General features: G+C 38.4%; 21 protein-coding genes. 2 read left to right on the top strand and 19 right to left on the bottom strand.

All coding sequences use genetic code 11. The features are described from left to right. Positions 1-26 precede the first annotated feature (26 nt). From ASG31_RS08995 to ASG31_RS09005, 3 genes are all read right to left on the bottom strand, one after another. Positions 27-953 carry an FAD:protein FMN transferase gene (locus ASG31_RS08995; RefSeq protein ID WP_056030874.1) on the bottom strand — a complete coding sequence of 309 codons (927 nt, stop codon included), beginning with the start codon at positions 951-953 and terminating at the stop codon, positions 27-29. A 5-nt stretch (positions 954-958) separates the two neighbouring features. Further along, the gene (locus tag ASG31_RS09000; RefSeq protein ID WP_056030877.1) at positions 959-1,405 is read right to left on the bottom strand and encodes a thioredoxin family protein; all 447 of its coding nucleotides are present in this window, start codon (positions 1,403-1,405) and stop codon (positions 959-961) included. A 75-nt stretch (positions 1,406-1,480) separates the two neighbouring features. Further along, positions 1,481-1,861 carry a hypothetical protein gene (locus tag ASG31_RS09005; protein ID WP_231433777.1) on the bottom strand — a complete coding sequence of 127 codons (381 nt, stop codon included), beginning with the start codon at positions 1,859-1,861 and terminating at the stop codon, positions 1,481-1,483. Positions 1,862-2,151: 290 nt separating this feature from the next. Between ASG31_RS09005 and ASG31_RS09010 the strand changes: the two genes are divergently transcribed. Continuing rightward, positions 2,152-4,203 (top strand): ATP-binding protein, encoded by a 2,052-nt coding sequence (locus ASG31_RS09010; protein WP_056030883.1) that lies wholly within the window; start codon positions 2,152-2,154, stop codon positions 4,201-4,203. 118 nt (positions 4,204-4,321) lie between these two features. Here ASG31_RS09010 and ASG31_RS09015 read toward each other — a convergent pair whose 3' ends face one another. The 11 genes from ASG31_RS09015 to ASG31_RS09060 form a co-directional block, all read right to left on the bottom strand. Continuing rightward, entirely contained in the window at positions 4,322-6,055 is a 1,734-nt protein-coding gene (locus ASG31_RS09015; protein ID WP_056030886.1) for an ATP-binding protein, read from the bottom strand. Continuing rightward, positions 6,055-7,179 carry a histidine kinase gene (locus ASG31_RS09020; RefSeq protein WP_056030888.1) on the bottom strand — a complete coding sequence of 375 codons (1,125 nt, stop codon included), beginning with the start codon at positions 7,177-7,179 and terminating at the stop codon, positions 6,055-6,057. The genes ASG31_RS09015 and ASG31_RS09020 overlap by 1 nt, the downstream gene beginning before the upstream one ends. A gap of 199 nt (positions 7,180-7,378) precedes the next feature. After that, positions 7,379-8,458 (bottom strand): porin, encoded by a 1,080-nt coding sequence (locus tag ASG31_RS09025; protein ID WP_056030890.1) that lies wholly within the window; start codon positions 8,456-8,458, stop codon positions 7,379-7,381. 78 nt (positions 8,459-8,536) lie between these two features. Continuing rightward, positions 8,537-9,103, bottom strand: coding sequence for a K(+)-transporting ATPase subunit C (locus tag ASG31_RS09030; RefSeq protein WP_056030893.1), 567 nt, complete (start codon positions 9,101-9,103; stop codon positions 8,537-8,539). A 103-nt stretch (positions 9,104-9,206) separates the two neighbouring features. After that, the gene (gene kdpB / locus ASG31_RS09035; RefSeq protein WP_056030896.1) at positions 9,207-11,216 is read right to left on the bottom strand and encodes a potassium-transporting ATPase subunit KdpB; all 2,010 of its coding nucleotides are present in this window, start codon (positions 11,214-11,216) and stop codon (positions 9,207-9,209) included. A gap of 21 nt (positions 11,217-11,237) precedes the next feature. Further along, the gene (kdpA, locus tag ASG31_RS09040) at positions 11,238-12,926 is read right to left on the bottom strand and encodes a potassium-transporting ATPase subunit KdpA (protein WP_056030899.1); all 1,689 of its coding nucleotides are present in this window, start codon (positions 12,924-12,926) and stop codon (positions 11,238-11,240) included. Between the two features lie 330 nt (positions 12,927-13,256). Continuing rightward, positions 13,257-13,397, bottom strand: a complete 141-nt coding sequence (locus tag ASG31_RS18550; RefSeq protein WP_157844456.1) for a hypothetical protein — start codon at positions 13,395-13,397, stop codon at positions 13,257-13,259. 10 nt (positions 13,398-13,407) lie between these two features. Next, a complete protein-coding gene (locus ASG31_RS09045) occupies positions 13,408-13,767 on the bottom strand; it encodes a hypothetical protein (RefSeq protein ID WP_056030902.1) in 360 nt (119 codons plus the stop codon). Positions 13,768-13,924: 157 nt separating this feature from the next. Further along, a complete protein-coding gene (locus tag ASG31_RS09050; RefSeq protein ID WP_056030905.1) occupies positions 13,925-15,274 on the bottom strand; it encodes a sigma-54-dependent transcriptional regulator in 1,350 nt (449 codons plus the stop codon). Between the two features lie 244 nt (positions 15,275-15,518). After that, on the bottom strand, positions 15,519-17,003 hold the full coding sequence (locus ASG31_RS09055) for a xylulokinase (RefSeq protein WP_056030908.1): 1,485 nt from the start codon (positions 17,001-17,003) through the stop codon (positions 15,519-15,521). A 673-nt stretch (positions 17,004-17,676) separates the two neighbouring features. After that, positions 17,677-18,069, bottom strand: a complete 393-nt coding sequence (locus ASG31_RS09060) for a hypothetical protein (protein WP_131725525.1) — start codon at positions 18,067-18,069, stop codon at positions 17,677-17,679. 283 nt (positions 18,070-18,352) lie between these two features. On the opposite strand from ASG31_RS09060, the gene ASG31_RS09065 reads away from it, so the two are divergent. Then, a complete protein-coding gene (locus tag ASG31_RS09065; protein WP_056030913.1) occupies positions 18,353-19,540 on the top strand; it encodes a glycosyltransferase in 1,188 nt (395 codons plus the stop codon). Here ASG31_RS09065 and ASG31_RS09070 read toward each other — a convergent pair. The 5 genes from ASG31_RS09070 to zwf all read right to left on the bottom strand — a co-directional run bounded on the left by ASG31_RS09070 (position 19,510) and on the right by zwf (position 24,569). After that, positions 19,510-20,094, bottom strand: coding sequence for a class I SAM-dependent DNA methyltransferase (locus tag ASG31_RS09070; protein ID WP_056030915.1), 585 nt, complete (start codon positions 20,092-20,094; stop codon positions 19,510-19,512). The two genes, ASG31_RS09065 and ASG31_RS09070, sit on opposite strands and share 31 nt — an antisense overlap. Next, a complete protein-coding gene (locus ASG31_RS09075) occupies positions 20,091-20,819 on the bottom strand; it encodes a PIG-L deacetylase family protein (RefSeq protein ID WP_056030918.1) in 729 nt (242 codons plus the stop codon). Before ASG31_RS09075 ends, ASG31_RS09070 begins: the two co-directional genes overlap by 4 nt. Before the next feature lie 9 nt (positions 20,820-20,828). Next, positions 20,829-22,001, bottom strand: coding sequence for an acyl-CoA dehydrogenase family protein (locus ASG31_RS09080; RefSeq protein ID WP_082504522.1), 1,173 nt, complete (start codon positions 21,999-22,001; stop codon positions 20,829-20,831). A gap of 355 nt (positions 22,002-22,356) precedes the next feature. After that, complete coding sequence (gene pgl, locus ASG31_RS09085) at positions 22,357-23,067, bottom strand: 6-phosphogluconolactonase (RefSeq protein ID WP_056031418.1); 711 nt, start codon at positions 23,065-23,067, stop codon at positions 22,357-22,359. Between the two features lie 20 nt (positions 23,068-23,087). Then, positions 23,088-24,569, bottom strand: coding sequence for a glucose-6-phosphate dehydrogenase (gene zwf / locus ASG31_RS09090; protein ID WP_056030924.1), 1,482 nt, complete (start codon positions 24,567-24,569; stop codon positions 23,088-23,090). Between the last annotated feature and the right edge of the window lie 2 nt (positions 24,570-24,571).

The raw sequence follows: 24,571 nt of genomic DNA on the forward strand, positions 1-24,571 counted from the left end.
ATTTGTTTAAAATGAAACCTTTACGATCATTTTAGATTAATATTTTGAGAAGAATAAATATGGTCTTCTTCATCAATGATAATGCACTCCAGATGGTTAATCTGATTGACCATATTGAGAGCCGGCTGAATTCCCATGATACTTACGGGAGTTGCCATGGCATCTGCAATTTCAGCATTCGGGCAGAAAACGGTCACGCTTTTTACTCCAGATACGGGCATTCCAGTCTTCGGGTTGATGGTGTGAGAATATCTTTTACCATCTATCATTACAAATTTTTCATAATTTCCGGAGGTTGCGACAGCCATATCAGTGATATTCATGTAAGAAAACGGCTGTCCCGAATGATCAGGATCTGCGATTCCTACCGTCCAGGGTTTTCCGTTGGCCTGGCTTCCCCATGTAGTTAAATCGCCTGAGGCATTTACAATTCCTGAATTTACACCACGGGTCTGAAGCAGCTGTTTGGCCATTTCTGCAGCGTAGCCCTTCCCGATTCCACCAAAGCCGATACGCATGCCTTTCTTCTTAAGAAAAACCGTCTGAGAATCTTTATTCAGGATAATATGATGATAATTAACCAGCTCGAGCTGTTTTTTTATATATTCGGGATTGGGCAGCGCTGTCATTTCTTTGTCGAAATTCCAGAAACTTTTATCAATACTTCCGTACGAAATATCAAAATATCCGTCTGTGATGCTGCTTATTCTGAGGCTTCTTTCAATCAGACTGAAAATTTCCTCGTCCACTTCTACAGGTTTAATTCCTGCGTTGCGGTTAATGAGATTGGTCTGGCTCCCGTCGCTGTAAGTAGTAAGGAGTTTTTCTATTCTCTGGATTTCTGCAATCGCTGCATCAATATGCCTGTCAGCAGAATTTTCACTATCGCTCACCACAGTTATTTCAAAGGCGTTACCCATCAGTTTCTGGGGCCTTTTAAATTCTTTCAGCATCAGCCTCAGGGTTTTTGATTTTCCTTAATTTCTCTGATTTCTTTTGTGAAAGACGAAGCATTTCCGGATGGCAGGCCTTCCCAGCTCTTTAGAATTTTACCTTCAGAATTCATCAGAAGTGTATACGGAAATATGCCTTTCGGATTATAATGGTCGGCGAGAGATGAGTTTTCTTTTTTCAACTCTGTTGAAAGCTGATTTTTTTTGTTTCTCGGAAAATCTGCATTGATGTAAACGACGATATTTTCGGTTTCAAGTTTCTTAAATTCGTCCGTTCCGATCATGGTTTTATGAAGTTTGATGCACGGAATACACCAGTCTGATCCGGAAAAATTAAGCAATATCAATTCTTTGTTTTCTGATGCCTGTTTTTGGGCATTCTCAAACCTGCTTTGCGCATGTACGCCAACAGAGAATACAGCCAGAAGTATAGCTGAAAATAATGTTTTCATTAGGATATAATTAATGATAAATAAAAAAATGATAAATTGTTGATTTACAGATAGTAAATCAATATTTTGAAAGTTTTAGGAAAATGAAATCCTGGGTGGTTCCCAAGCCCCATTGAGAAAGCCTTTCAAGCACAGATCTTCATCTATTAAAGGCATCTGATACGATTTCATATTTTCAAATGAAACCTGCTTCGCGACCATCTGAAATTCTTTATCCAATACGAACAGTAAACTCAATGTTTTGGCGTGAACGATGAATGGAAGTTTTCTGTCTTTCCCGAAATCACCGTCTTTTGACGGATGATCGTAATGGGTTTTCAGAAAAGCGGTAAAACTCATTTCTGAATTCAAATTTTTATGCTCAAAATAATGCTCTATAAGCTGTGGGATTTTAAATAACTGATACAGTTCGGTTGTAGAAACCAAAAACAAAGTTAAAAACAGTATAGAAAACATCTTTTTCACTAATCAAATTTAGAAAATAAAATAATAAGAATGATTTTAAATAATTTTAAGAAGAATTGTGTGTACATCACTTTGCTTCATCCATCTTCTGACGACAAAATTGAGAAGTGATTTTGAAGAAATTTAGAATTTTATTTTTTCAGAACAAAAATATTGCCTGCATCATCTTTTGAAATACAGCGCGTACCGTACGATAAGGAAAAAGGCACAGTATCTGTAAGACAAAAGACTATTATTAGTTACCTTTGCAAACATAACTTTGATAATTCTGCAACATCACCATGGCCGATTATAATTCTTCTGATGAGCTTAAGAGGCTGGAAGCGCTTTACTCTTACCACATCCTTGATACTGATACAGAAAAAGATTTTGATGAGCTTACTGCGTTGGCAGCAGCTATCTGTGATACTCCAATCTCCCTTATCAGCTTTGTAGACAGAGACAGACAGTGGTTTAAGTCTCATTATGGTCTTGATGCCAGACAAACAGACAGATGTCATTCGTTCTGCTCACATGCAATACAGGATCCAGGGCAATTGATGCAGATTGAAGATGCACGGAATGATTTTCGCTTTCAAGACAATCCTTTAGTAACCGGAAATCCTGATATACGCTTTTATGCGGGAATTCCGCTTATGGATAAGGAGGGTTTTGCTCTGGGCTCTCTATGTGTAATCGATCAGAAACCGAAACTTTTGACAGAAGTACAAAAGAAAGCTCTTCATACCATTGCCAGTCAGGTAATTGACAAACTGCTGTTGCGGAGAAATAACAGAAGTCTTTTTTTAGCTAATAAAAATCTTACTGAAACCAACGAAAAATTAAGAATAGCTGAGGAAAGTTTGAAAAAAGCTGTAAGTGATTTAACTGATAGTAAAGAGAAAATTCAGAATATACTCGATATTGTAGGAGAAGGAATTGGGTTAACCGATCATCAGGGAAATATTGTGTATACCAATAAACGCAATCAGGAAATCTTTCAGATGGACGAAAAAAGTATGCTGGCTTTGTCTAATATCTCTCCGGAATGGAATAACCGCAGGTCCGACGGATCAAGCCTTCCTACTGAAGAACATCCTATTACCATCGCTTTGAATACCGGTAATCCTGTACTTGATCATATTCTTATGATAACTGATCAGCGTGGAGATTCGAAATATCTGCGGATGAATGCAATGCCCGTAAAAGATGCTGATGGAAATGTAACCGGAGCAATCGGGAGTTTTGCAGATATTACAGAAAGCTATCTTTTACAGCAAAAATTAAAAGAAAGCGAAGAAAGTCTTAAATCTGCCATTTCTTCGGCTAATCTTGGAACCTGGCAGATGAGCGTTCAGACCAAAGAACTGCTTTCTTCGTCCCGAACCAAAGAGCTTTACGGATTTTACCCTGATGAGCCAATGCCATTCGATGTTGCCGCAAACCAGATTGCAGAGTCACACCGTCAGGAGGTTATTAACATCATCGAGTCTTCAATTTTAAATGACGAACCTTATGAATTTGAATATCCGGTGGTAGGATATCATGATAAAAAACTCAGATGGGTTTGTGCGACTTTACAGTCTTACAGAGATCCAAGGGATCTGAAAACTTCCTATCTCTCCGGAACCATTGCAGATATTACAGAAAGAAAATTGGATGAACAGCGCCGTACAGACTTTGTAGGAATGGTAAGCCACGAACTGAGAAACCCACTCACAGCTATAAAAGCGTATGTGCATTTGTTTAACAAACGTGCCAAAAAAAACAATGACACGATTTTATCAGATAATCTATTGAAATTAGACAGTCAGGTAAAACGTATGGAAAATTTAATCAACGGATTTCTCGATTCAGCACGTCTTGGTGAAGGAAAAATCAACCTGGAAAAATCTCATTTTGATGTAGCTCACCTGATCAGATCAACGGAAGAAGAATCTCTGGAAACAATAACTTCTCATCACCTGGTTTTCGAACCTTCTGAAAAGGTGGTGGTAGAAGCAGACCGTAATAAAATTGAGCAGGTGCTGGTGAATTTTATTAATAATGCAGTAAAATATTCGCCCAGAGAAACTGCAGTTACCATAAAATCTTTTACCCAGGATGGTTTTCTACATATTTCTGTGAAAGACAACGGAATGGGAATACCGGAAAAGGACCAGCCCTTTATCTTTGACCGCTTTTACAGAGTGGAAAGTGATGCTATGAAAAACAAAAAAGGCTTTGGAATTGGTTTATACATTTGCAAAGAGATCATAGAAAGACATAACGGGCAAATCGGGATGGAAAGCAGAGAAGGTGAAGGCAGCACATTTTGGTTTAAGTTACCCATTGCTGCCGCTAAAACTGTCTGACTCAACAGAACTTCTGCATCATTCATCTTCAGACAGATTTCATCTGAGGCGAATACGGTTAAAAATAAGGTTATTCAACAGTATTCGCCTGAAGATATAAGCGCTTCTGACTGGCAATTTATTTAAGATTTGAGCTTATTTCAAAACTAAAACTGCTTCCCTGTCCTGGTTTGCTTTCTACAGATACAGACCCTCCATGGGCCTCCACAAAGTCTTTGCAGATGCTTAATCCCAAGCCGTTGCCTTCTGTTTTCGTTCCCGGTATACGGAAATATCTGGTAAATATCTGTTTTAAATACTGAGGTTCAATACCTCTCCCCTGATCTGTAACTGAAAATTTTACAGAATCATCTACCTTTTTCACCGCAATATCTACAGTAGAATTTTCAGAAGAATAACGGATTGCATTGGAGACCAGATTGTTTAAAACCCAGACAATTTTTTCTTCGTCCGCATTCACCGTTTCAACCCGGGAATCAACATGAGCATTAATGCGTATATTTTTTTCAGCGGCGGCAGACTGGTTGGTATCCATCACTTCTTTTATCATCGGGTCAATGCTGAAAGGATGTATATTGAGCTGTATAATTCCTGTTTCTACCTGAGCTAAATTCAGCAACTCACCTGTGATCCTCAGCAATCTTACGGTGTCTTCGTTAATTCCTTTCAGAAGATGTCTCTGTTCCTCATTAAGATTTCCCACTTTTTCGTTTTCTAAAAGCTGCAGCCCCATTTTAATGGAGGAAATAGGAGTTTTAAATTCGTGAGAAACAGTTCCTATAAACTGTGTTTTGGCTAAATCCAGTTCTTTGAAAGGAGTAATATTTCTCAGCATAATTACCTGCCCAATCAACTGAATTTCCTGTTCGCCGGTTGGTATCACATTGATATCCACAATCTCTTTTTCAAAATAATTCTCTTTTCCTTCAACGAATATTTTCAGGGAACCGGAAGAATCTTTTTCTGAATCCGGATGGATGATTTCTTTAATTAAATTGCGTATCAGATCATTAGAAACTGCAATATCCTGAATTTGCCTGCCTACAAAATCAGTCTTTTTCAAACCTGAAATCTTCAGCGCCTCATCATTCACGAAGAGAACTTTCCGGTTCTCATCTATCCCAATAACCGCATCGTGCATATTGTCTATCAAAGTCTCAATTCTCTTTTTACCTTTCAGGATTTTATCGAGACGGCTTTCAGAATATTCCTGAAGTTTTTCTGCCATGGTGTTGAAAGATTTTGCCAGTTCACCAAACTCGCTGTTGCTTTTAAAATGAACGCGTTCCTTATAATTCTGATTGGCAATCTGATGGATACTCGAAGTAAGTTCCCGGATAGGATTTGAAATATTGGCGGGCAAATTTGCCATTAATATAAAGGCAATCAGGAAGCACAGGGTTCCTAAAACTGATATCACAGCAATTGCATTTTCTGCAGTGGTGTTTGCTATTTTACTTTTAATTTGGATGGCATTCATGTTGAGCTGCATCAGTTCAGCAATATCTTTCCGGATGGATGATTCTATTGCAGGATTTCCAAAATCTGCTTTTAACTCAGAAAAATGTCTTTCAATGTTCTGCGTTGCCTGCATTTCACCGTCTTCCGTTATATTTTTTGACTGTAGCTCAAGGTTTTTCCGGAAATCATTTCCCGCAACCGGATCTTTGCCCAAATCTTCCAGTGCCAAAAGCATATTTCTGGAATACTGCAACGTATTGTAATTGGCAACAAGAATATTCTGTGTATCTTTTTTCAGCTGATAAATAAACCATCCGCCTGAAAGAGACAGAATGATGATCATTAAAAACATCAGCCCTACACCGGCATTAAGTTTTGCTTTTATTTTCATTAGGACAAAATTACTAAATCTACGTTTTGCTTTGAAAGCCTTTTTAATAAAGAGTTGAATGTATCTGTAGCCCAGATTATTCTCCAGATATCAAGATGGGGCTTGCCAATGCAGACGGTGGTGATGCTTTTTTCATCACACTGTTCCATGATCGAGAACGCAATATTTCTGCTTTCCACTTTTACGATTTCCCCGCCCAGTTCTGTAGCCAGTTTGAAATTATTGATCAGATGCCTCTGCTTGCTCAGTGAAATTCTGTCTGCAGATTCTTTAGGAATCTGTACATACAGCAGAAACCATTTGCTGTTATAATAATTGGCGAGTCTGGCAGTTTTCCGGATCACATTTCGTGCGGTTTTCTCATTGGAACTGATGCAGGCAAGAAATCTTTCCTTCTTCAAACTTTTTCCGATAATAATATCAGATTCTACCTTTCTGGTCACCTGTGACGCCACTTCCTTCAGTGCAAGCTCCCTAAGCTGAAGAATATTTTCGTTTTTAAAAAAATTACTGAGCGCTGAAGGAATTTTACTCTGTTCATAAATTTTCCCTTCTTTCAGTCTCAAAATCAATTCATCGGCAGTGAGATCAATATTGACTACCTCATCGGCCGATGCCAGAACGGTATCGGGAATTCTTTCGGCCACTTCAATGCCTGTAACTGCCTTCACCTCATCATTAAGACTTTCCAGATGCTGAATATTTACTGCACTGATGACGTTGATTCCGGCTTCCAGAATATCCATTACATCCTGCCACCGTTTTTTATTTTTGCTTCCTTCAATGTTGGTGTGAGCAAGCTCATCCACAATCACAATTTCAGGACGGAGAATAAGAATTGCAGGTACATCAAGCTCTTCCAGCTCTTTACCCTTGTAAAAAAGCTTTCTCCGTGGGATGATAGGTAAACCTTCCAGCAGGCTGTGTGTTTCTTTTCTGCTGTGTGTTTCTATGTAACCGATTTTCACATCAATTCCGTTCTGTAAAAGAACATGGGCTTCCTGAAGCATTCTGTAGGTCTTTCCCACGCCTGCGCTCATCCCGATATAAATCTTAAGCTTTCCTCTTTTTGATTTATTGATAAGATGTAAAAATTCTTCTGCGGATTTTCTGGATTCGTTCATTTGTTGAAATGATTTATTTGAGAGCAGTTACATTTTTTTTAAGCATTAAAAGCCTGTTTAAAAATTATTGAAAAACAGATTTTTATAAACTTTTTTTCTTTTCCCCAGCCCTAAAGGGAGGAAAAATCCTTTTGAAAGTGACAGAAATTACTCCCTTTAGGGTCGGGGAAATAATTTCTGTCAAATTTTATATTGATTACTAAAACGAAACTGCCAGTGCCGTAGTTGCCGTGAGACTGTTTTTATTAAACTCATCGGTTCTGTTCATAAAAACCGCGTCTCTGCTGTTTAAATTTCTGATTTCTGTGCGCCAGAAAAGATTCGGAAAGATCTGATAATCGGCGTTCAGAGAATATCCAAAAGTTTTAAAACCATTTTCTGTTCCGGTAGCGATAATGACTCCTTTTTCATCCTGATAATACTCTCCTCTTGCGGTGAAACTCAGTTTTTCTGTAGCATTGTATTTTGCGATTAAAACAGGAGTGTACCAAATATTGTACTGTTCACTTCGCTTTGCTTTCTGCTCGGCTCCGATGTCAAATCCTGCTGTTACCCCAAAATTCTTACTGATTTGATACACTGCGTAAAGATTGTGAAAATACCGCATCTGGCGAATGCTGTCGGGCTTGTCATTTCCGATAAAAGAGCTGCTGTTGATAGTCAGTTTTTCATTAGGTTTAAAAATTACTTGATGACCAAATGCAGGAGTAGAATTTCCGTCAACTCTCTGAATACGCTGCCAACCATTGAGTACTAAACCGCTTACAAACCATTTTCCGCTTTGTGAAGTGTAGGAAATTTTCGCACCGGTTTCAAAATAAGGCGAATTGTCTGCAAACAGACTTCGGGTAAGCGTCCAGTTGTCTTTTCCAACGGCACTTTCAAACCCTAAATGTGACGAGAAAATCCCGGCATCAATCCACAGATTGTATTTTTTGGAAATTTTCAAACCTGCATTGGCTTCGTAAATGTTTTTCATAACACCCTGTTCGGCTGCGTAGTTGGCATTCATGTAAGTTCCGACCGCTAAAGCGAGATTGGCTCTTACATTTTCGGTACTGTAAGCCGTTTTAATAAAGGCTAAATTAACATTAACCTCATTGTTACGGTTGTGACTGTACACAAATCCCGGACGCATATTGTTCTTAGGATTATTAAAATCCGCAGTGTAATACACTTCAGCATATCCGCTAAAAGTAAGAGGTTTGATGATTGAATCGTTTTGTGCAGATGCTGTGATTCCACACAAAGCTAATAAAGCAAACAGTATTTTTTTCATTGATTTTAAATTTAAGAAAAAGATGGATTTATATCTAAAAAAAATAAATCCCAATAGATAAATAGTGATTTTAAAATTTTACTTTGCACTTAATCTGTCAAGTGCGATATTCAGTTTCAGGACATTGATTTTTTCCGGACCAAACAATCCTGCCAAAGGTTTTTCTGTGTGTTCGGCGATTAGATTTTTGATTTTACTTTCATCAATATTTCGGATTTTGGCAATTCTTTTCACCTGAATTTCAGCTGCCTGTACAGAGAAATTCGGATCCAATCCGCTTCCGCTTGCTGTAACGAGGTCTGCAGGAATATCTGATTTTTTAATTTCAGGATTTTTCATTAAAATCGTATCGATTCTAGCCTGAACCTGTTTTAAATACTCCTCATTCGATGGACCTTTGTTGCTTCCTGCCGATCCCGCAGCGTTGTAATCAACCGCTGAAGGTCTCGACCAAAAGTATCTGTCGCTGGTGAAAGACTGCCCGATGTTTTCGTAATAGGTTTTGTTCTGATGTTGAATTAAATCTCCCTTTCCCTGATTAGGCGAAAGCTGAGCAATTGCCCAAATGGTTATGGGATAAAAAACCGCAAGAAGTACGATGCACAAAGCAGTCAGTTTGATTGCGGGTAAAATATGCTTTTTCATTTGATAATAATTTTAATAAAGACAAATGCAGGAAGAATTGAGATTGATATTGGACGAAAAGTGATGTGATGAAAACTTTCTTCCTGCTTTGCCTTTTGGATATTTAGAAAAATAAGGATACGATAATGTCGATGAGTTTAATGCCTATAAATGGGATAATCACGCCGCCTAAACCGAAAATGAACAAATTCCTTCTCAGCAAAGCCGATGCACCGATAGGTTTATAAGCCACTCCTTTCAATGCCAGCGGAATCAGTATCGGAATAATAATCGCGTTGAAAATGACCGCAGATAAAATTGCACTTTCAGGACTGTGAAGATTCATAATATTTAAACCTTGCAAAGCAGGAATTGCGGTGATAAACAATGCCGGAATAATGGCAAAATACTTCGCAACATCATTGGCAATACTGAATGTCGTCAATGTTCCTCTCGTCATCAGCAATTGTTTGCCGATTTCTACAACTTCAATCAATTTTGTCGGGTCATTATCTAAATCCACCATATTTCCGGCTTCTTTTGCAGCCTGAGTTCCGCTGTTCATGGCAACACCAACGTCTGCCTGAGCCAGTGCGGGAGCATCATTGGTACCGTCACCCATCATGGCAACCAATCTACCGTCCTGCTGTTCTTTTTTGATGTAATTCATTTTATCTTCCGGTTTTGCTTCAGCGATAAAATCATCAACTCCGGCTTTTTCGGCGATAAATTTTGCAGTAAGAGGATTATCACCTGTCACCATCACGGTTTTAATACCCATTTTTCGGAGACGATCGAAACGTTCGCTGATTCCGGGTTTGATGATATCCTGAAGTTCAATCACTCCCAAAACTTTTTCATTTTCTGAAACCACCAAAGGAGTTCCTCCGTTCTGAGAAATTTCTTTTACTTTTAAATCTATTTCCTGTGGAAAAACATTTCCAGCAGCTTCCGATATTTTTCTGATGGCGTCGGTTGCTCCTTTCCGGATGCGGTTTCCGTCGTAATCAATTCCTGAACTTCTGGTTTCTGCGGTAAATTTGATAAACTGAGGATTACTGATTTCATAGCTTAAAGGATTGATTCCCGCCAGCTCTATGATTGATTTCCCTTCAGGAGTTTCATCTGCCATTGAACTCAAAACAGCCGCTTTGATTAACTGTGTTTCATCAACTTGGTTAGCAGGATAAAAACTCGTTGCCTTACGGTTTCCGATGGTGATTGTCCCTGTTTTATCTAAAAGTAAAACATCGATATCTCCAGCTGTCTCCACTGCTCTACCGCTTTTTGTGATCACGTTGGCTCGCAAAGCTCTGTCCATCCCGGCAATTCCGATCGCAGATAACAATCCCCCAATGGTTGTTGGAATCAGACAAACGAAAAGAGAGATAAATGATGCAATGGTAATCGTTACATTAGAATAATCGGCAAAAGGTTTTAAAGTAACACAGACAATGATGAAAACCAATGTAAAACCTGCAAGTAAAATGGTCAGGGCAATTTCATTCGGCGTTTTCTGTCTTGAAGCACCTTCCACCAAGGCAATCATTTTATCTAAAAAGCTTTCGCCAGGTTGTGTCGTAACCTGTACAACGATTTTGTCTGACAAAACTTTTGTTCCGCCTGTTACCGAACTTTTGTCGCCTCCAGCCTCACGGATGACGGGAGCAGATTCTCCGGTAATTGCACTTTCATCAATCGTAGCGAGACCTTCGATGATTTCTCCGTCTGACGGGATGATATCACCGGCTTCACAAACGAAAATGTCGCCTTTCTGTAGCTTAGAGGAAGAAATTGTTTCTCCGTTCTGGAGTTTTGCAGGCGTTTCCTCTCTTGTTTTACGCAAACTGTCTGCCTGAGCCTTTCCTCTTGCTTCGGCGATGGCTTCAGCAAAGTTTCCGAATAAAACGGTGAGCAGAAGAATAATGAATACCGTGAAATTGTAAGCAAAACTTCCCTGAGATTTTTCTCCTGTTAAAGTCCAGATGCTTACGAAAAACATCACCAATGTTCCGAGCCATACGAGAAACATGACGGGATTTTTAAACATCAGTTTCGGATTCAGTTTCACAAAAGACTGTTTCAATGCTTCCTGAACCAATTCTTTTTGAAACAAAGATTTATTTTGAGCCATTTTAAATTCTGTTATTTTAATTTATCTTAATGAAAAGTATTCTGCAATCGGCCCCAATGCCAGTGCGGGAAAAAAGGAAAGTGCTGCAATAATTGCAATCACTGCAAACGTCATCAGTCCGAATGTTGAAGTGTCTGTTTTCAGCGTTCCTTCTCCTTCAGGAATATATTTTTTCTGAGCCAGTAATCCGGCAATTGCTACAGGACCGATAATTGGCAAGAAACGCCCGAGCAAAAGGACAATTCCTGTTGAAATATTCCAGAAAGGATTATTATCACCCAGACCTTCAAAACCACTTCCGTTATTGGCTGCTGAAGATGTATATTCGTAAAGCACCTCACTGAAACCATGAAATCCCGGATTATTGAGTGTCGAAGTACCGACTGCAGGGAAATAAGCAGCTATTGCGGCACCTACCAAAATAAGAAACGGATGAAGTAATGCAATGATCATAGCAATTTTCATTTCTCTGGCTTCAATCTTTTTGCCCATAAATTCCGGAGTACGGCCGACCATCAATCCGCTGATAAAAACGGCAAGAATGATGTAGATGAAAATATTTAAAATACCTACTCCGTCACCGCCAAAAAATGCGTTAACCATCATCGCAAGCATCTGTGTCATCCCGGAAAGCGGCATCGAACTGTCGTGCATTGAGTTGACTGAACCCGTAGAAATTACTGTGGTTACAATACTCCAAAAACCTGAAGCGGCAGAACCAAAACGGATCTCCTTTCCTTCCATTGCGCCCAGTGACTGATCAATTCCCATTTGGCTGATGGCTGGATTTCCGTTCATTTCCATCACAACTGTCGGTACTGCAAGTAATAGAAACCCGATAGTCATGACTCCAAAAATCATGTATCCAAATTTCTTTCTTCTGATGAAATAACCAAAAGCAAAAACCATTGCCATCGGAATTATTAACTGTGAAACCATTTCTACCATATTGGTAAAATAGTTAGGATTCTCTAACGGATGAGCTGAATTTACTCCAAAAAATCCACCGCCATTCGTTCCTATATGTTTTATAGGCACAAAAGCAGCAACAGGTCCTGTAGAAACATCTACATTTTTACCTTCTAGTGTAATCATTTTATCTTTTCCTTCAAACGTCATCGGCATCCCTTGAAAAACCAATACCAAACCCATTAAGAATGAAAGAGGCAGCAAAATTCTTGTGATTGATTTTAGCAAATAATCATAAAAATTACCTAGTTTTTCGGTTGTTTTTTCGCGGAAAGCTTTAAATACAACAATTGCAGCGGCGATCCCTGTTGCGGCGGAAACGAATTGAAGAAACATCAGCCACATCTGTCCGAGATAACTCAATCCTGTTTCGCCTGAGTAATGTTGTAAATTACAGTTGACTAAGAAAGAAATTGATGTATTAAATGCCAGATCAGGCGACATATCCGGATTTCCGTCCGGATTGAGCGGAAGCCAGCTCATATTCATTAAAACCAGCATACTGATGAAAAACCATAAAAAATTGATGGTTAAAAGTGAAATCAGATGCTGTTTCCAGTTCATTTCATGGTCAGGATCGATTCCTGATATTTTGTAGAAAAATCTTTCTACGGGTTTGAAAACAGGATCCAGAAATGTTTTTTCTCCTGTGAATACTTTTGAAATGTACTTTCCAAAAGGTATCGCCAACAGCAATGTTATGACAAACATTGCTACAACGCCTAAAATTTCAGTGTTCATAGTTTTTTTAATGAGTTAGTGCAAATTTTTTAACGGTAATCACCAGATATATAAAAGCGATGATGACGCTGATCCAAAAAAGGAGAATTGCCCAGTCTTTTATTTTCTGTATTGTTTTACGGTTCATCTGCATATTATTTTTTTTAAAATTTTTCTGGCTTTACCAGCACGTAGCAGATGTAGATAAATATGGCTACGGATATTATAAAAAGTAAGGTCATTTTATTAGAATTTAGATTTTGCTGAAAACTTCTACAAGACTGTAAAAAGCTGCGAACAGAATTACTGCAGTGAAGAGTAAAATAATCGTGATCATTGTTTTTGATTTTTTTAAGTTGGCTGAAGAATTACCGCAACGATTAAGACGCTGAGTAAGACCGCAATGTTGATGGTTAAGATTTCCAGATTGTGCTTTTCACGTGTTGATTTCAGCAGACTCCAGTTTCCGGTTTTTCTGATTTTTGATTTCATATTTTTCATTTTAAATTCCTGACTTATAAACCTGACGCAGATAATTGTTTTGAAGATTTGAGGAAAGTCTGTTGAAAATCATTTTTTTGTATGCCGGTTCGCAGCAAAACGTGAAACTGTCTAATGAGTAGATAAAATTATTTTCAATGGCATTTTTAAGACTCTGGTCACCATATCTGTAAAATCTGTTCATTTTCTGAATACACCTTCTGAGCGTAGTGCGATCATTGTTCACGATAAGGTTTTTAATCTGTCCGGTAAAAATGCTGATGACTTTATAAGGCGTCACTGCCGTTCTCTGATTGGTAAACTCCCCTTTTACATCAGGTATAATTTCTATAATTTCCTGTGTGGCTTCTGTACAGTTCATTTTGATTTGTTTTGAAACGTAATGCCAAGATTTATTCCCAGTTGCAAATAAAAATCACAAATCATTAAATTACAGAGACTTAAAGTGTTTTATTTAAGTGATACACAACAAAAAACCCTATCAAAATGATAGGGTCTTTATCAGAATGAAAGTCATTCTATGAAATTTTATACTCTTCCAGTTTCCGGTATAAAGTGGCGATGCCGATTTCTAAAAGTCTTGCAGCTTCGGCTTTATTGCCTTTGGTGTGATTGAGAACTTTCTGAATCTGCATTTTCTCTGCACTTGCGATGGAGAAGGCAGATAACATTTTTGTTTCTCTGAGATTATTTTGGGAATCCACTGCTATATCTGCGGGAAGACTGTCGGTGTTGAGTTCTGCAGAATCTGTAAGAATGACGCTTCTTTCAATTACGTTCCTGAGCTCACGTATATTACCTTTCCAAGAATGATTTTTCAGTGCTTTCAAATAATCAGGAGAAACTGAAGTGATATTTTTTCCGGTTTTCAGGCAAAAGCTTTTGAGGAAAAAATTTGCAAGCAAATCAATATCTGCAATTCTCTCGCGTAACGAGGGCAGTTTAATCTGAAAAATATTAATTCTGTAAAATAAATCTTCACGGAAATTTCCTTTTTCTATTTCCAGGGTCAAATCACGGTTTGTGGCCGTAATAATTCTCACATTGGTTTTGGTGGGTTTGCTGTCTCCCACTTTCAGAAACTCGCCGGATTCTAAAACACGCAACAGTTTAGCCTGCAGATCCAGAGGCATTTCGCCGATTTCATCAAGGAAAACAGTTCCCAGGTTGGCTTCTTCAAAAATACCTTTGCTGTCTTTGAGAGCGCCCGTAAAAGCGCCGGCTTTATGACCAAAGAGTTCATTTTCTAATAAATCTTTGCCAAAAGCAGAACAGTTTACAGCGATAAAATTATTTTTGTTTCTTTTGCTGGCATGATGAATAGCCTGTGCAAAAACTTCTTTTCCGGTACCTGTCTCACCTGTTAAGAGCACTGTAGCATCAGTTTCAGCCACTTTCTGAGCAGAGCTTATTGCAGACTTTATGCTGTCTGATTTTCCGATAATGCTGTCGAAAGACTGTTTTCTGTTGAGCTGCTTCTCTAAGTGCAGCACACGTTTGTTGAGCGCAACTTTCTCAGCAGCCTTGTAGATGAGCGGTAAAATTCTTGTATTATCGTCCCCTTTTGTGATGTAATCGAAAGCACCGTTTTTAATGGCCAGAACACCATCGGGGATATTTCCGAAGGCAGTCAAAAGAATGGTTTCTACAGCAGGAAACTGATTTTTAATAATTTTAGAAAATTCTACACCATTACCGTCAGGCAGTTTCACGTCACAGATTACAATGTCTATTTCTGAAATTTCAAGTCTTTTTAATCCGGATTTCAGAGTTCCTGCTTCGAAAACTTCAAACCCTTCCAGACTGATGATGCGTGAAAGAAGAGATCTTATTTTCTCTTCATCGTCGATGATTAAAATGGTGCTCAATAGTGTAAATTATAAAAATCAAAATTAGTAATTATTTCTGCGTGATCTTTATCTGATGATGATTAATATTTTATTCTACCACACCAACTTTGCTATCAAAAATTTCATAATAAAAACGGTAAAACCGAATCACCATTCCTGAAAACAATTTTATATAAATACAAAATCCTGTAGTGACAAACTATTTATTCATCAAAAAAAAACATACTTTTTGCGGATTCTTTCTGCAGATCAATTACAAGGTTCAGAGAATATCCCTAAGATGTTTCTGCCAGGAGGAATATGCCTCCAGATACTGTTCTCTCTTTTCGTGCTCCGGCTCTATCACCGCTAATTTTTCCAAAGAAGAAAATGCTTCTCTGGAATCTGCATAAAAACCAATGCCCATTCCTGCTGCTCTTGCGGCGCCCACGGCTCCGTCTGTATCAAACAGCTCAATTGTTGCATTGCTCACACTTGCCAGAGACTGGCGGAAGATGGAGCTTAAAAACATATTGGCATTGCCTGCGCGAATGACGTTAATATTCATTCCCATATCCCTCATAATATTCATCCCATACTCGTAAGAAAAAACAATGGCTTCCTGTGCAGCGCGGAGAACATCACCTTTTGAATGGATATTGAAATTAATCCCGTGGATAGAACATCCTGTATCTCTGTTTTCTAAAACTCTTTCGGCACCGTTGCCGAATGGTATGATGCTTAGACCTTTAGAACCGATTGGAGAAAGTGACGCCAGCTCATTCATATCGCCATAAGATGACAGTGAAGTTGCAAAATTGTGTTTCAGCCAGGAGTTGAGAATTCCTGTTCCGTTGATGCAAAGTAAAACCCCTAATCTCATTTGCTCCTCACTGTGGTTTACGTGGGCAAAAGTGTTTACCCGGGATAGTTTGTCATAATCCAACTGATCCAAAACACCGTAAACAACGCCTGAAGTTCCTGCTGTGGAAGCAATTTCTCCAGGATTGAAAACATTAAGTGAGAGTGCATTGTTTGGCTGATCACCCGCTCTGTATGAGATTGGCGTACCTTCTTTCAAACCTAATTCTTCTGCTGCTGCAGCTGAAACAACAGCCTGAATCCCAAATGTTGGAACAATTTCAGGAAAAAAAATCTTTGGAATTCCGTAATAACTGATAACGTCTTCTGAGATACAGTGGTTTTTAAAATCCCAAAAAATGCCTTCAGACAATCCTTCTACCGTAATCCCTATTTCACCTGAAAGTTTCATTGCGATGTAATCGCCGGGCAGCATAATTTTGTCGATTTTATCAAAGAGTTCAGGCTCATTTTCTTTAACCCACGCCAATTTTGATGCTGTAAAATTTCCCGGTGAATTCAAAAGATGAGACAGACATTTTTCTTCTCCTATCTCTTTAAAAGCTTTTTCACCGTAAGGAACAGCCCGGCTGTCGCACCAGATAATTGACGGGCGGAGAACATTCTGGTCTTTATCCACCATTATTAATCCGTGCATCTGCCATGTGATCCCGATTCCTTTGATATCTTCCGGCTTCACATCAGCATTGCCCATTACAGACTGGTGCGCCAGCTTCAAATTTATCCACCAATCTGATGGGTTCTGCTCTGCCCATCCCGGCTGGTTTGCAATAATTTTCATCTCTTTTTTGGGTGAAAAATCAGACGCCACCACCTTACCGCTGGATGCTTCTATCAAACAAACTTTTACAGATGAACTGCCAATATCAAATCCTAACAAATACATTTTATTTTAAGGCTTATTTTATTACATTACGTTATTTTGAGTTTTCCTGATACCGTCGGGTAAAACTGTTAAATTCTGCTGCCTGGTGCGATACTCAGGTTTCTATCCTGTCGGGAAAACTAATAAAAGGATGAATACAGTTTGAAACCATTCAGATATCAACGTAACCTCACAAATATAAAAATACAATTGATTTAAAAAAAATTAATTTTTAAAAACACCTATATATCAAAACCTTATATATCTAAATTTTATGATAAGACTTGTGAATTTCAAATGTCAGATCTAATATTTTGTAATCGATTTACGATAAAAAATCATTATGATACAGACCATTATGCTTTTTAAAGATTCCTGCCTATACCATGATAATTTTGAGATAATTATGATAAGTATTTTTCAGAAATGGTAAAAGAATTTTTATACTGTATAAAATGAGAGCAAAACGGTTCGGGATATGATAATTGGTGACCCATTATTGAAAGAAATGACTTAAAAATATCTAAAAACCCTATTTCCACTCCCCATATTTTTCCTTAAAAAAGATGAATATTTTTGAGAATAAGGTGAAAATAATTTTGAAAATCAGTTTTTCACAGATGGAAACTAAAAAGAATGCGGCTACATCTACAGCAGTAATCGTCCAGAATTAATGAATTCCATCCGCAGGAAATTAATTTTTTTTAAAATATCTGAATTTACGCTGATTCCATCGTCTGATGAATGCTTTACCGTTTTCAAAACGGTAAAAATAAGTATCTTTTTCTCTGAGATTTGGTCTTATCAAAGTAAAACATTCACCTTCCGGAAGCTCTATAATTTCATGAATTGTATCCGCAGGCACAAAATGCGATGTGCCTTCTTTTCTGTGGTGAAGGGATGAAGCGTAGGTTCCGTCATCAAAGATTTCATAAATTCTTTCTACATAACTTCCTTTTAAAATATGGGTTGTGAAACTGAATGGATGGTCGTGAATATGCTCGTTGATATCTTTATCGCTGAAATGATGAATGACGGCGTCAAATGGCAGTCCTCTCAAATGATGCTTCATAAATACTGCATTCATTTTTTCGCGTTTTATCTTGATATTGATCATTACTTTTAAATTTTTTTTGAAACACCTGAACAGAAATGCTCAAATATTAGGGATTAGACTGTCAAAAAAAATCACCGCTGGGTAATTGAATTTTTTGGGAATTACTGCCATAAAGTTAGTCAATAATAAATTCCGATAATGATGCGGGAAGTCATATTATCTGACGAACATTTTACTTAAATTATCACCTAATACATTTTCTCAAAATGTTGGCAACTGTCTTGACAGACAATTAAACGAAAAACAATATTTCATGAAAAATCCTGAAAAACATCCTAATGAACCTTTTTTCTCAAATTGCAGAGTTTCACCAGATGTAAAGCTGTGCATTGTAATTCCCGTAAAAAATGAAGAATCATATATTGTAAAAGTTTTAAAAGCATTTGCCGCGCAGGTTGATCTGTCGGGAAAACCGCTTGACAGCCGTCTGTTTGAAATTCTTGTTCTTGCCAATAATTGCTCAGACCTTTCTGTGGAATACATCAAAGGCTTCCAACAAAATCATCCTGATTTAAATTTATTTCTTGAAGAAGTTGTTTTAGAACCACAAAATTCAAACATAGGATATGTTCGCAGAATATTGATGGAGACGGCCTGTACAAGATTAGCCATAAATAATGGAGGAATTATTCTCACCACCGATGGAGATACAGCAGTTGCCACAGACTGGATTTCACAGACGGTTTCTGAGTTTGAGAACGGAGCAGATGCTGTAGGAGGGAGAATCTTACTTGCGGAAGACGAGCTACAGAATTTAGATGAAATGACCCGGTCTCACCATATAAAAGATGAGAAATATCATCTTCTAACTGCAGAATTGGAGGGAGAAATTATGAAATCTCCTTATGATCCTAATCCGAGACATCATCAGCACTTTAACGGAAGTTTTGCCATCACCACAGACTGTTACGAAAAATCCGGAGGTGTACCTCATGTGAAAAACCTTGAAGACTGCGCATTTTTTGAGAGATTACAGAGCATTGATGCAAAAGTACGTCACAGTCACCATGTAATTGTGCGCACTTCTGCCCGATGCATTGGGCGTACAGAAATAGGTCTTTCTTACCAGCTGAATATCTGGAAAAATCTCAAATGTAAATCGCAGGATTATATGGTAGAATCTGCAGCTTCCATCTTAGAGAGATTTGTACTGAAGAAAAAACTGAAAGATCTCTGGAAAATGAAAATTGAAGATGAAAGTGTTTTAAGTAAGATACTTCAGGAACTCATTCCGGAGGTCGATGTTTCAAAAGAGATACCTCAACTGCTGAAGAAAAACGGGTATTTTGGGGAATGGTACAGCCTGATTATTGCTTTACAATCAGAAAAATCACAAAATAAAAATCCCGGAATTTCATCTATTGACGATGCAATCCAGGATTTAGAGCTTGCCATCGGAAATTATGCCTCTCAGGATTTTGCCCAGACATCAATTCTGTAATTTTCTTCTCTTTTTGAGAAAACATTTGAAAGTTTTCCGCTCATTGATCTTTCAAAACTGTCGTGAACCTCATCGCCCGTTTGCGGATAATCATGAACTTCCGGAAGCCAGTGAACCAAAACTATATTTCCTTCCGGTAATAATTTTTTATATACACTTTCAACTGCAGAATCCCAGTCTACAGCAGAAAGGTAATATGCCACCTCCGAAATCATGATGAGATCAAACCCGCCTTCAGGCATCTCATGCGGGAAACTCATGCATTCAAATTTTACATTGCTTTTATTTTCACACCTTTTTTTTGCGATATCCAGAGCTTTCTGCGAGACATCTGTGGCCAGTAAATTTTTTGTAATTTCTGCCAAAAGTAAAGAAAGAACTCCTATGGAACAGCCTATTTCTAAAGTTTTTGTATAATGTTTTTTCGGCAGGGCTTCCATCGTCGCAGCATACTTGGCGGTTTCATATTCGCTGGTTTCAAAATCCCATGGATCGTCTTTGGCGGCATAAACGTCATCGAAATATTGGGTCTCTAAAGATTTTTTTCTGTTCATAATTTTGATATATAAAAAGTTTCGTAAGGAACTTTAAACCGGTTCAGCATATTTTCAGACAGCTTAAAACCTTCAGGATCATCACTGATGAGATCTGTAATCTGAGAACGGTGCATGGCAAATGCCTCAAGTTTTTTATGGAGAACGCTGCTTATATTAAGGCGAAAAGGCATTGCTTCATCCGGCTTTGGTAAATCATTTTCATTACCCAGCTCACTCAGCCAGATGGGATACTCATATATTTTTGCATTAAATGTCTGTGATGCTTCCAACAGCTGAAATGCCGCTTTGTGATCAGGATGCGGATCTCGGCGCCAGGGTACGAAAATACTTTGAGGCTTGATAAGTGCAATCATTCTTGAAATTTTTCGCACAGCTTCTTCAAATTCTTCTGAACCGGAAGATGGCACACTTCTGTCTTTAAATCTGCAAAAAATGATGTGATCTGCATCTACATTCAGTACTTTCGCTGCATCTAAAAGCTCTTTCTCCCTCAGATCTCTTAATTTTTCAGATGGATATTCTCTGCTGTTGGGGTGTGATAAAGTTCCGTCACTGAGTAAAACGATGTACACAGACTGCCCGTATTTTCTGAGTAGTGAAATAACGCCACCACAGCCTAAACTTTCGTCGTCTGCATGAGGAGCCATGATGAGCGTTGTTCCAAAACCTGTAACACACTGCTCTGGTGCTAATGGTATATTTTCAAAATTAATTTCCTGCATTTTGATGTTTTATGATTTATGGTTCCAAAGATCACCGGCTGAAATATTATTTTTTAAAATGTAGGCCCCAACCTCTGCCAAAACTGCATCCGGAGCAGGCTGACGAAGATAAGTGCTGAGATCCCGAATCATTCTTTCAAAATGATAAGGTTTATTCAGTCCGCGGGCGCCTACGCATTTCTGGCACAGACTGATTACCAAACTGCAGATGTGTTCTGTTGCTGTACGCATCATATTTGCATAGATCACGAGACTTTCAGATTCAGAATTTCCGGGATTTTTCATAAAAAGATCCATCTGCAAAGCAGCAGCATGAATCCACTGATTGCCGGATTCTACAGCGATTGCCATCTCGCCCAGACGCCTTTTCTGGTAAGGATCGTCCGTTCGGTTTAAGTCTTTAAGATATTTTTTAGTTTCGTCTGATAGTTTTTCTGCTGCCCCTAACTGAACTGCAGCGAAACGAATCGCGCCTCCTCCAAAAGCAGGCTGCCTGTAATAATCTCCGCCCGCACCTAAAATATTTTTCTTTGAAACCACTGCTTTCACAAAAGAAATCTTAAAACTTCTGCTGGCTTTCATACCCATAGGATTCCACCATGAGGCATCAGACACTGAAATTACTTTTTCCAAAGGCACAACACACATTTGCCAGGAACCATCAGGCATTGCGGCAGTCACTATTGGTCTGCTTACAAAGTCTGTACCCGTAGCAAAGGTTTTTGCACCACTTAAACTATATTTTCCATTCTTTTTCACCGATAAAAAAGTTCCATTTTCTGCCTGGGTGTTCCATACGCCGAAGAGTCTTCCCCCTAGAGCATCGCGTGCAAACATTTTTTTCTGTTTCTCATTTCCGAACTGATCAATCAGAAGCAGAGCGTTGATGTGACCTTCCAAAACTCTTCCCATTACAGGATTTCCTCTTCCAATATTTTTCAGAATCTTCAGTAACGCCAAATTGGTTCCGCAAATAAGACCTAAATCCTGCCCGCCAAATTTTTTACTTACACTGGCTTTTAAGAGCTGAGCAGAAAGCAATTTTGACAGCGTTTTTTCGGGAAAAGAGTCTACAGAATCGGTTTCTGAGGCTTCCTGCAGAGAATCATCGCCGATAATTTTTGATAAAGCCACTAATTCTGACAGGGTGTAACTGCTCAATGCATTGTTTTTATTTTTCAAATTTTCTGTTATGATATTTGTTGGTATGGTCAGGTCACTGAATAGCTGGTCTGAAGGTTTTTAAGACAGGCTGATTTCAATAAAATCCCAATCTGACAAACACCCAAGTTAGTGGAAAATTAAAGTGTTCCGTATGATCTTGGTCATGTTTAAAATCATAATTTAAAATGAGTTTACAAAGCTGACAGCATTTAACTACATCAGTAATGAATTTAAAAACGGTTTAAGCTCAACAATTACTGCCCGGAATCAGGTAAAACACTAAGAAAAAACAAAAATGTACTGAAAACGAAAACTGCCCTTCAAATGAGGACAGTTTTTTACCTTAAAAATTATTTATTCTGAATTTTAAACTCTATCCTGCGGCTTCCTGATCTGTAAAAATCTGAACAACAGCTCTCTTTTCAATCAACTGCATGGGATATAAGTCCGGATTGTATTCTCCGTTCAAGACCTCATTCAAAGCATGTTTTTTAGACTGTCCGAAGGTAACAATCAGGATTTTTTCTGCTTTATTAATGATGGGTTCGGTTAAGGTAATTCTGAACATAACCTGTGGTTTCAGGTAGTAAGCATCTACCCATTTTTCTTTTTCATGAAGAATCTTTTCTCCCGGAAAGAGCGAAGCCGTGTGACCGTCATCGCCCATTCCCAAAAGGATAAAATCAAAAATCCCTTCCGTTCCCAAAACATTTCTGATCTGAGTTTCATACTCTAAAGCAAAGTCCTCAGGCTGGCTTCCGCTGCTGTACATCGGGAAAACTTTTGCTCTGTCCACAGGCACTTTGTCTAAAAGCGTTTCTGCAGTCATTTTAAAATTACTTTTATCATCACTCAGAGAAACCCATCTTTCGTCTACCCAGAAAAAATAAATTTTGCTCCACTCTACTCTACCGGCGTATTCCGGCGTTGCCAGCAAACTGAAAATTGCTTTGGGAGAAGAACCGCCACTTAGGGCAACCACAAATTTACCATGCTTTCTGACTGATTTTTCTGAAATCTCTACAAATGTATCGGCCGAATTTTTATATAAAGTATTGAGATCATCAAATATTCTGATATTCATTTTTATTTTTTTAATTAAACTTAAAGCCACTCATGATTTTGTCTTTCCACCAAAGCGTTGCTGTCTTCCGGTCCCCAGCTTCCTGCATCGTAATTCGGGAATGAAGAATCTTTTGTTTTTTCCCATGTTTCCTGAATGGTTTTTACAACATCCCACGCTTCTTCCACCTGATCAGAACGCATAAATAAGGTAAGATCACCTAAAAGTGCTTCCAGTAGAAGCGTTTCATAAGCTTCCGGAGTGTCTGTCTGGCAGGCAAAATTGTCGAAAATCATCTCTACAGGTTTCAGTTCCAGAGAAATTCCCGGTTTTTTAGACATAAACTGTAATCTAATATCCATCTGTGGCTGAATATTGATAATCAATCTATTGGCAGATAAATGCGAAGAACTTTCTGAAAATGTAGAATGTGGCAGCGGTTTAAACTGAATGGTGATATAAGAATGTTTTTCTTTCATTCTCTTGCCCGTGCGCACATAAAAAGGAACGTTTTCCCATCTGTCATTGTCGAGATAAAATTTTATTGCAGCAAAAGTTTCTGTACCGGAATGAGTAGAAACACCCTCTTCCTGGCGGTAGCCCTTTACTTTTTCTCCGTTTACTTTTCCTCTTCCGTACTGACCGCGAACTGCATAATGATCTACTTTTTCGGGAGAAATTCTGCGGATGGATTTCAGAACGTCCACTTTACGGTCTCTTATTTCTCCGGATTCCAGAGAAACAGGCGGCTCCATGGCGACCATGCAGAGAATCTGCAATAGGTGATTCTGAATCATATCGCGCAACGCACCTGTCTGCTCGTAGAAGCTGGCTCTTGTTTCTACTCCCACTTCTTCTGCAACGGTGATCTGAACACATTCTATATGTCTGTGATTCCATAACGGTTCAAAAATTGAATTTCCGAAACGGAATGCTAAAATATTCTGAACAGTTTCTTTGCCTAAGTAATGGTCTATACGGTAAATCTGCTCTTCATTGAAAGTCTCAGAAAGCAGTTTGTTGAGTTCTATCGCAGACTCTTTATCGTGGCCGAAAGGTTTTTCGATAATAATTCTGTCTTTCTCAGGATCTGATGCAATGGACGTGTTTTTAAGGTGATTTGAAATCACAGATACAAAATTCGGGGCAATGGAAAGGTAAAACAGCCTGTTCCCTCTTGTGCCGTATATTTTATCAAAATCTTCTAATTTTTTGTATAAATTCTGATAAGAATTTTCCTCATCCAGCTGATGCTGAAAATAAGTAACGTGAGCCTGAAAACCAGCCCAGTCTTCTCTTTTCACAGGTTTTCTTGAAAAATTTTCCAGATTTTCTTTTACGTAAGACCTGAATTTTTCGTCTGTATTTTCTGCTCTTCCCAAGGCTAAAATATTGAAACCTTTGGGCATTCTCCCATCTGTATACAGATTATAGAATGCAGGAAAAAGTTTTCTTTTGGCCAAATCTCCGGTAGCCCCAAAAATTATAATAGTAGTTGGATGCAGAATTGTATTGTCGCTCATAG

The organism is Chryseobacterium sp. Leaf404 (assembly GCF_001424145.1).
Taxonomy (GTDB): domain Bacteria; phylum Bacteroidota; class Bacteroidia; order Flavobacteriales; family Weeksellaceae; genus Chryseobacterium.

What these genes read in the sequence shown, in the direction of transcription:
- ASG31_RS08995 (WP_056030874.1), bottom strand. Translation starts at nt 953, where the DNA reads ATGCTGAAAGAATTTAAAAGGCCCCAGAAACTGATGGGTAACGCCTTT.
- ASG31_RS09000 (WP_056030877.1), bottom strand. Translation starts at nt 1,405, where the DNA reads ATGAAAACATTATTTTCAGCTATACTTCTGGCTGTATTCTCTGTTGGC.
- ASG31_RS09005 (WP_231433777.1), bottom strand. Translation starts at nt 1,861, where the DNA reads ATGTTTTCTATACTGTTTTTAACTTTGTTTTTGGTTTCTACAACCGAA.
- ASG31_RS09010 (WP_056030883.1), top strand. Translation starts at nt 2,152, where the DNA reads ATGGCCGATTATAATTCTTCTGATGAGCTTAAGAGGCTGGAAGCGCTT.
- ASG31_RS09015 (WP_056030886.1), bottom strand. Translation starts at nt 6,055, where the DNA reads ATGAAAATAAAAGCAAAACTTAATGCCGGTGTAGGGCTGATGTTTTTA.
- ASG31_RS09020 (WP_056030888.1), bottom strand. Translation starts at nt 7,179, where the DNA reads ATGAACGAATCCAGAAAATCCGCAGAAGAATTTTTACATCTTATCAAT.
- ASG31_RS09025 (WP_056030890.1), bottom strand. Translation starts at nt 8,458, where the DNA reads ATGAAAAAAATACTGTTTGCTTTATTAGCTTTGTGTGGAATCACAGCA.
- ASG31_RS09030 (WP_056030893.1), bottom strand. Translation starts at nt 9,103, where the DNA reads ATGAAAAAGCATATTTTACCCGCAATCAAACTGACTGCTTTGTGCATC.
- kdpB (WP_056030896.1), bottom strand. Translation starts at nt 11,216, where the DNA reads ATGGCTCAAAATAAATCTTTGTTTCAAAAAGAATTGGTTCAGGAAGCA.
- kdpA (WP_056030899.1), bottom strand. Translation starts at nt 12,926, where the DNA reads ATGAACACTGAAATTTTAGGCGTTGTAGCAATGTTTGTCATAACATTG.
- ASG31_RS18550 (WP_157844456.1), bottom strand. Translation starts at nt 13,397, where the DNA reads ATGAAATCAAAAATCAGAAAAACCGGAAACTGGAGTCTGCTGAAATCA.
- ASG31_RS09045 (WP_056030902.1), bottom strand. Translation starts at nt 13,767, where the DNA reads ATGAACTGTACAGAAGCCACACAGGAAATTATAGAAATTATACCTGAT.
- ASG31_RS09055 (WP_056030908.1), bottom strand. Translation starts at nt 17,003, where the DNA reads ATGTATTTGTTAGGATTTGATATTGGCAGTTCATCTGTAAAAGTTTGT.
- ASG31_RS09060 (WP_131725525.1), bottom strand. Translation starts at nt 18,069, where the DNA reads ATGAATGCAGTATTTATGAAGCATCATTTGAGAGGACTGCCATTTGAC.
- ASG31_RS09065 (WP_056030913.1), top strand. Translation starts at nt 18,353, where the DNA reads ATGAAAAATCCTGAAAAACATCCTAATGAACCTTTTTTCTCAAATTGC.
- ASG31_RS09070 (WP_056030915.1), bottom strand. Translation starts at nt 20,094, where the DNA reads ATGAACAGAAAAAAATCTTTAGAGACCCAATATTTCGATGACGTTTAT.
- ASG31_RS09075 (WP_056030918.1), bottom strand. Translation starts at nt 20,819, where the DNA reads ATGCAGGAAATTAATTTTGAAAATATACCATTAGCACCAGAGCAGTGT.
- pgl (WP_056031418.1), bottom strand. Translation starts at nt 23,067, where the DNA reads ATGAATATCAGAATATTTGATGATCTCAATACTTTATATAAAAATTCG.
- zwf (WP_056030924.1), bottom strand. Translation starts at nt 24,569, where the DNA reads ATGAGCGACAATACAATTCTGCATCCAACTACTATTATAATTTTTGGG.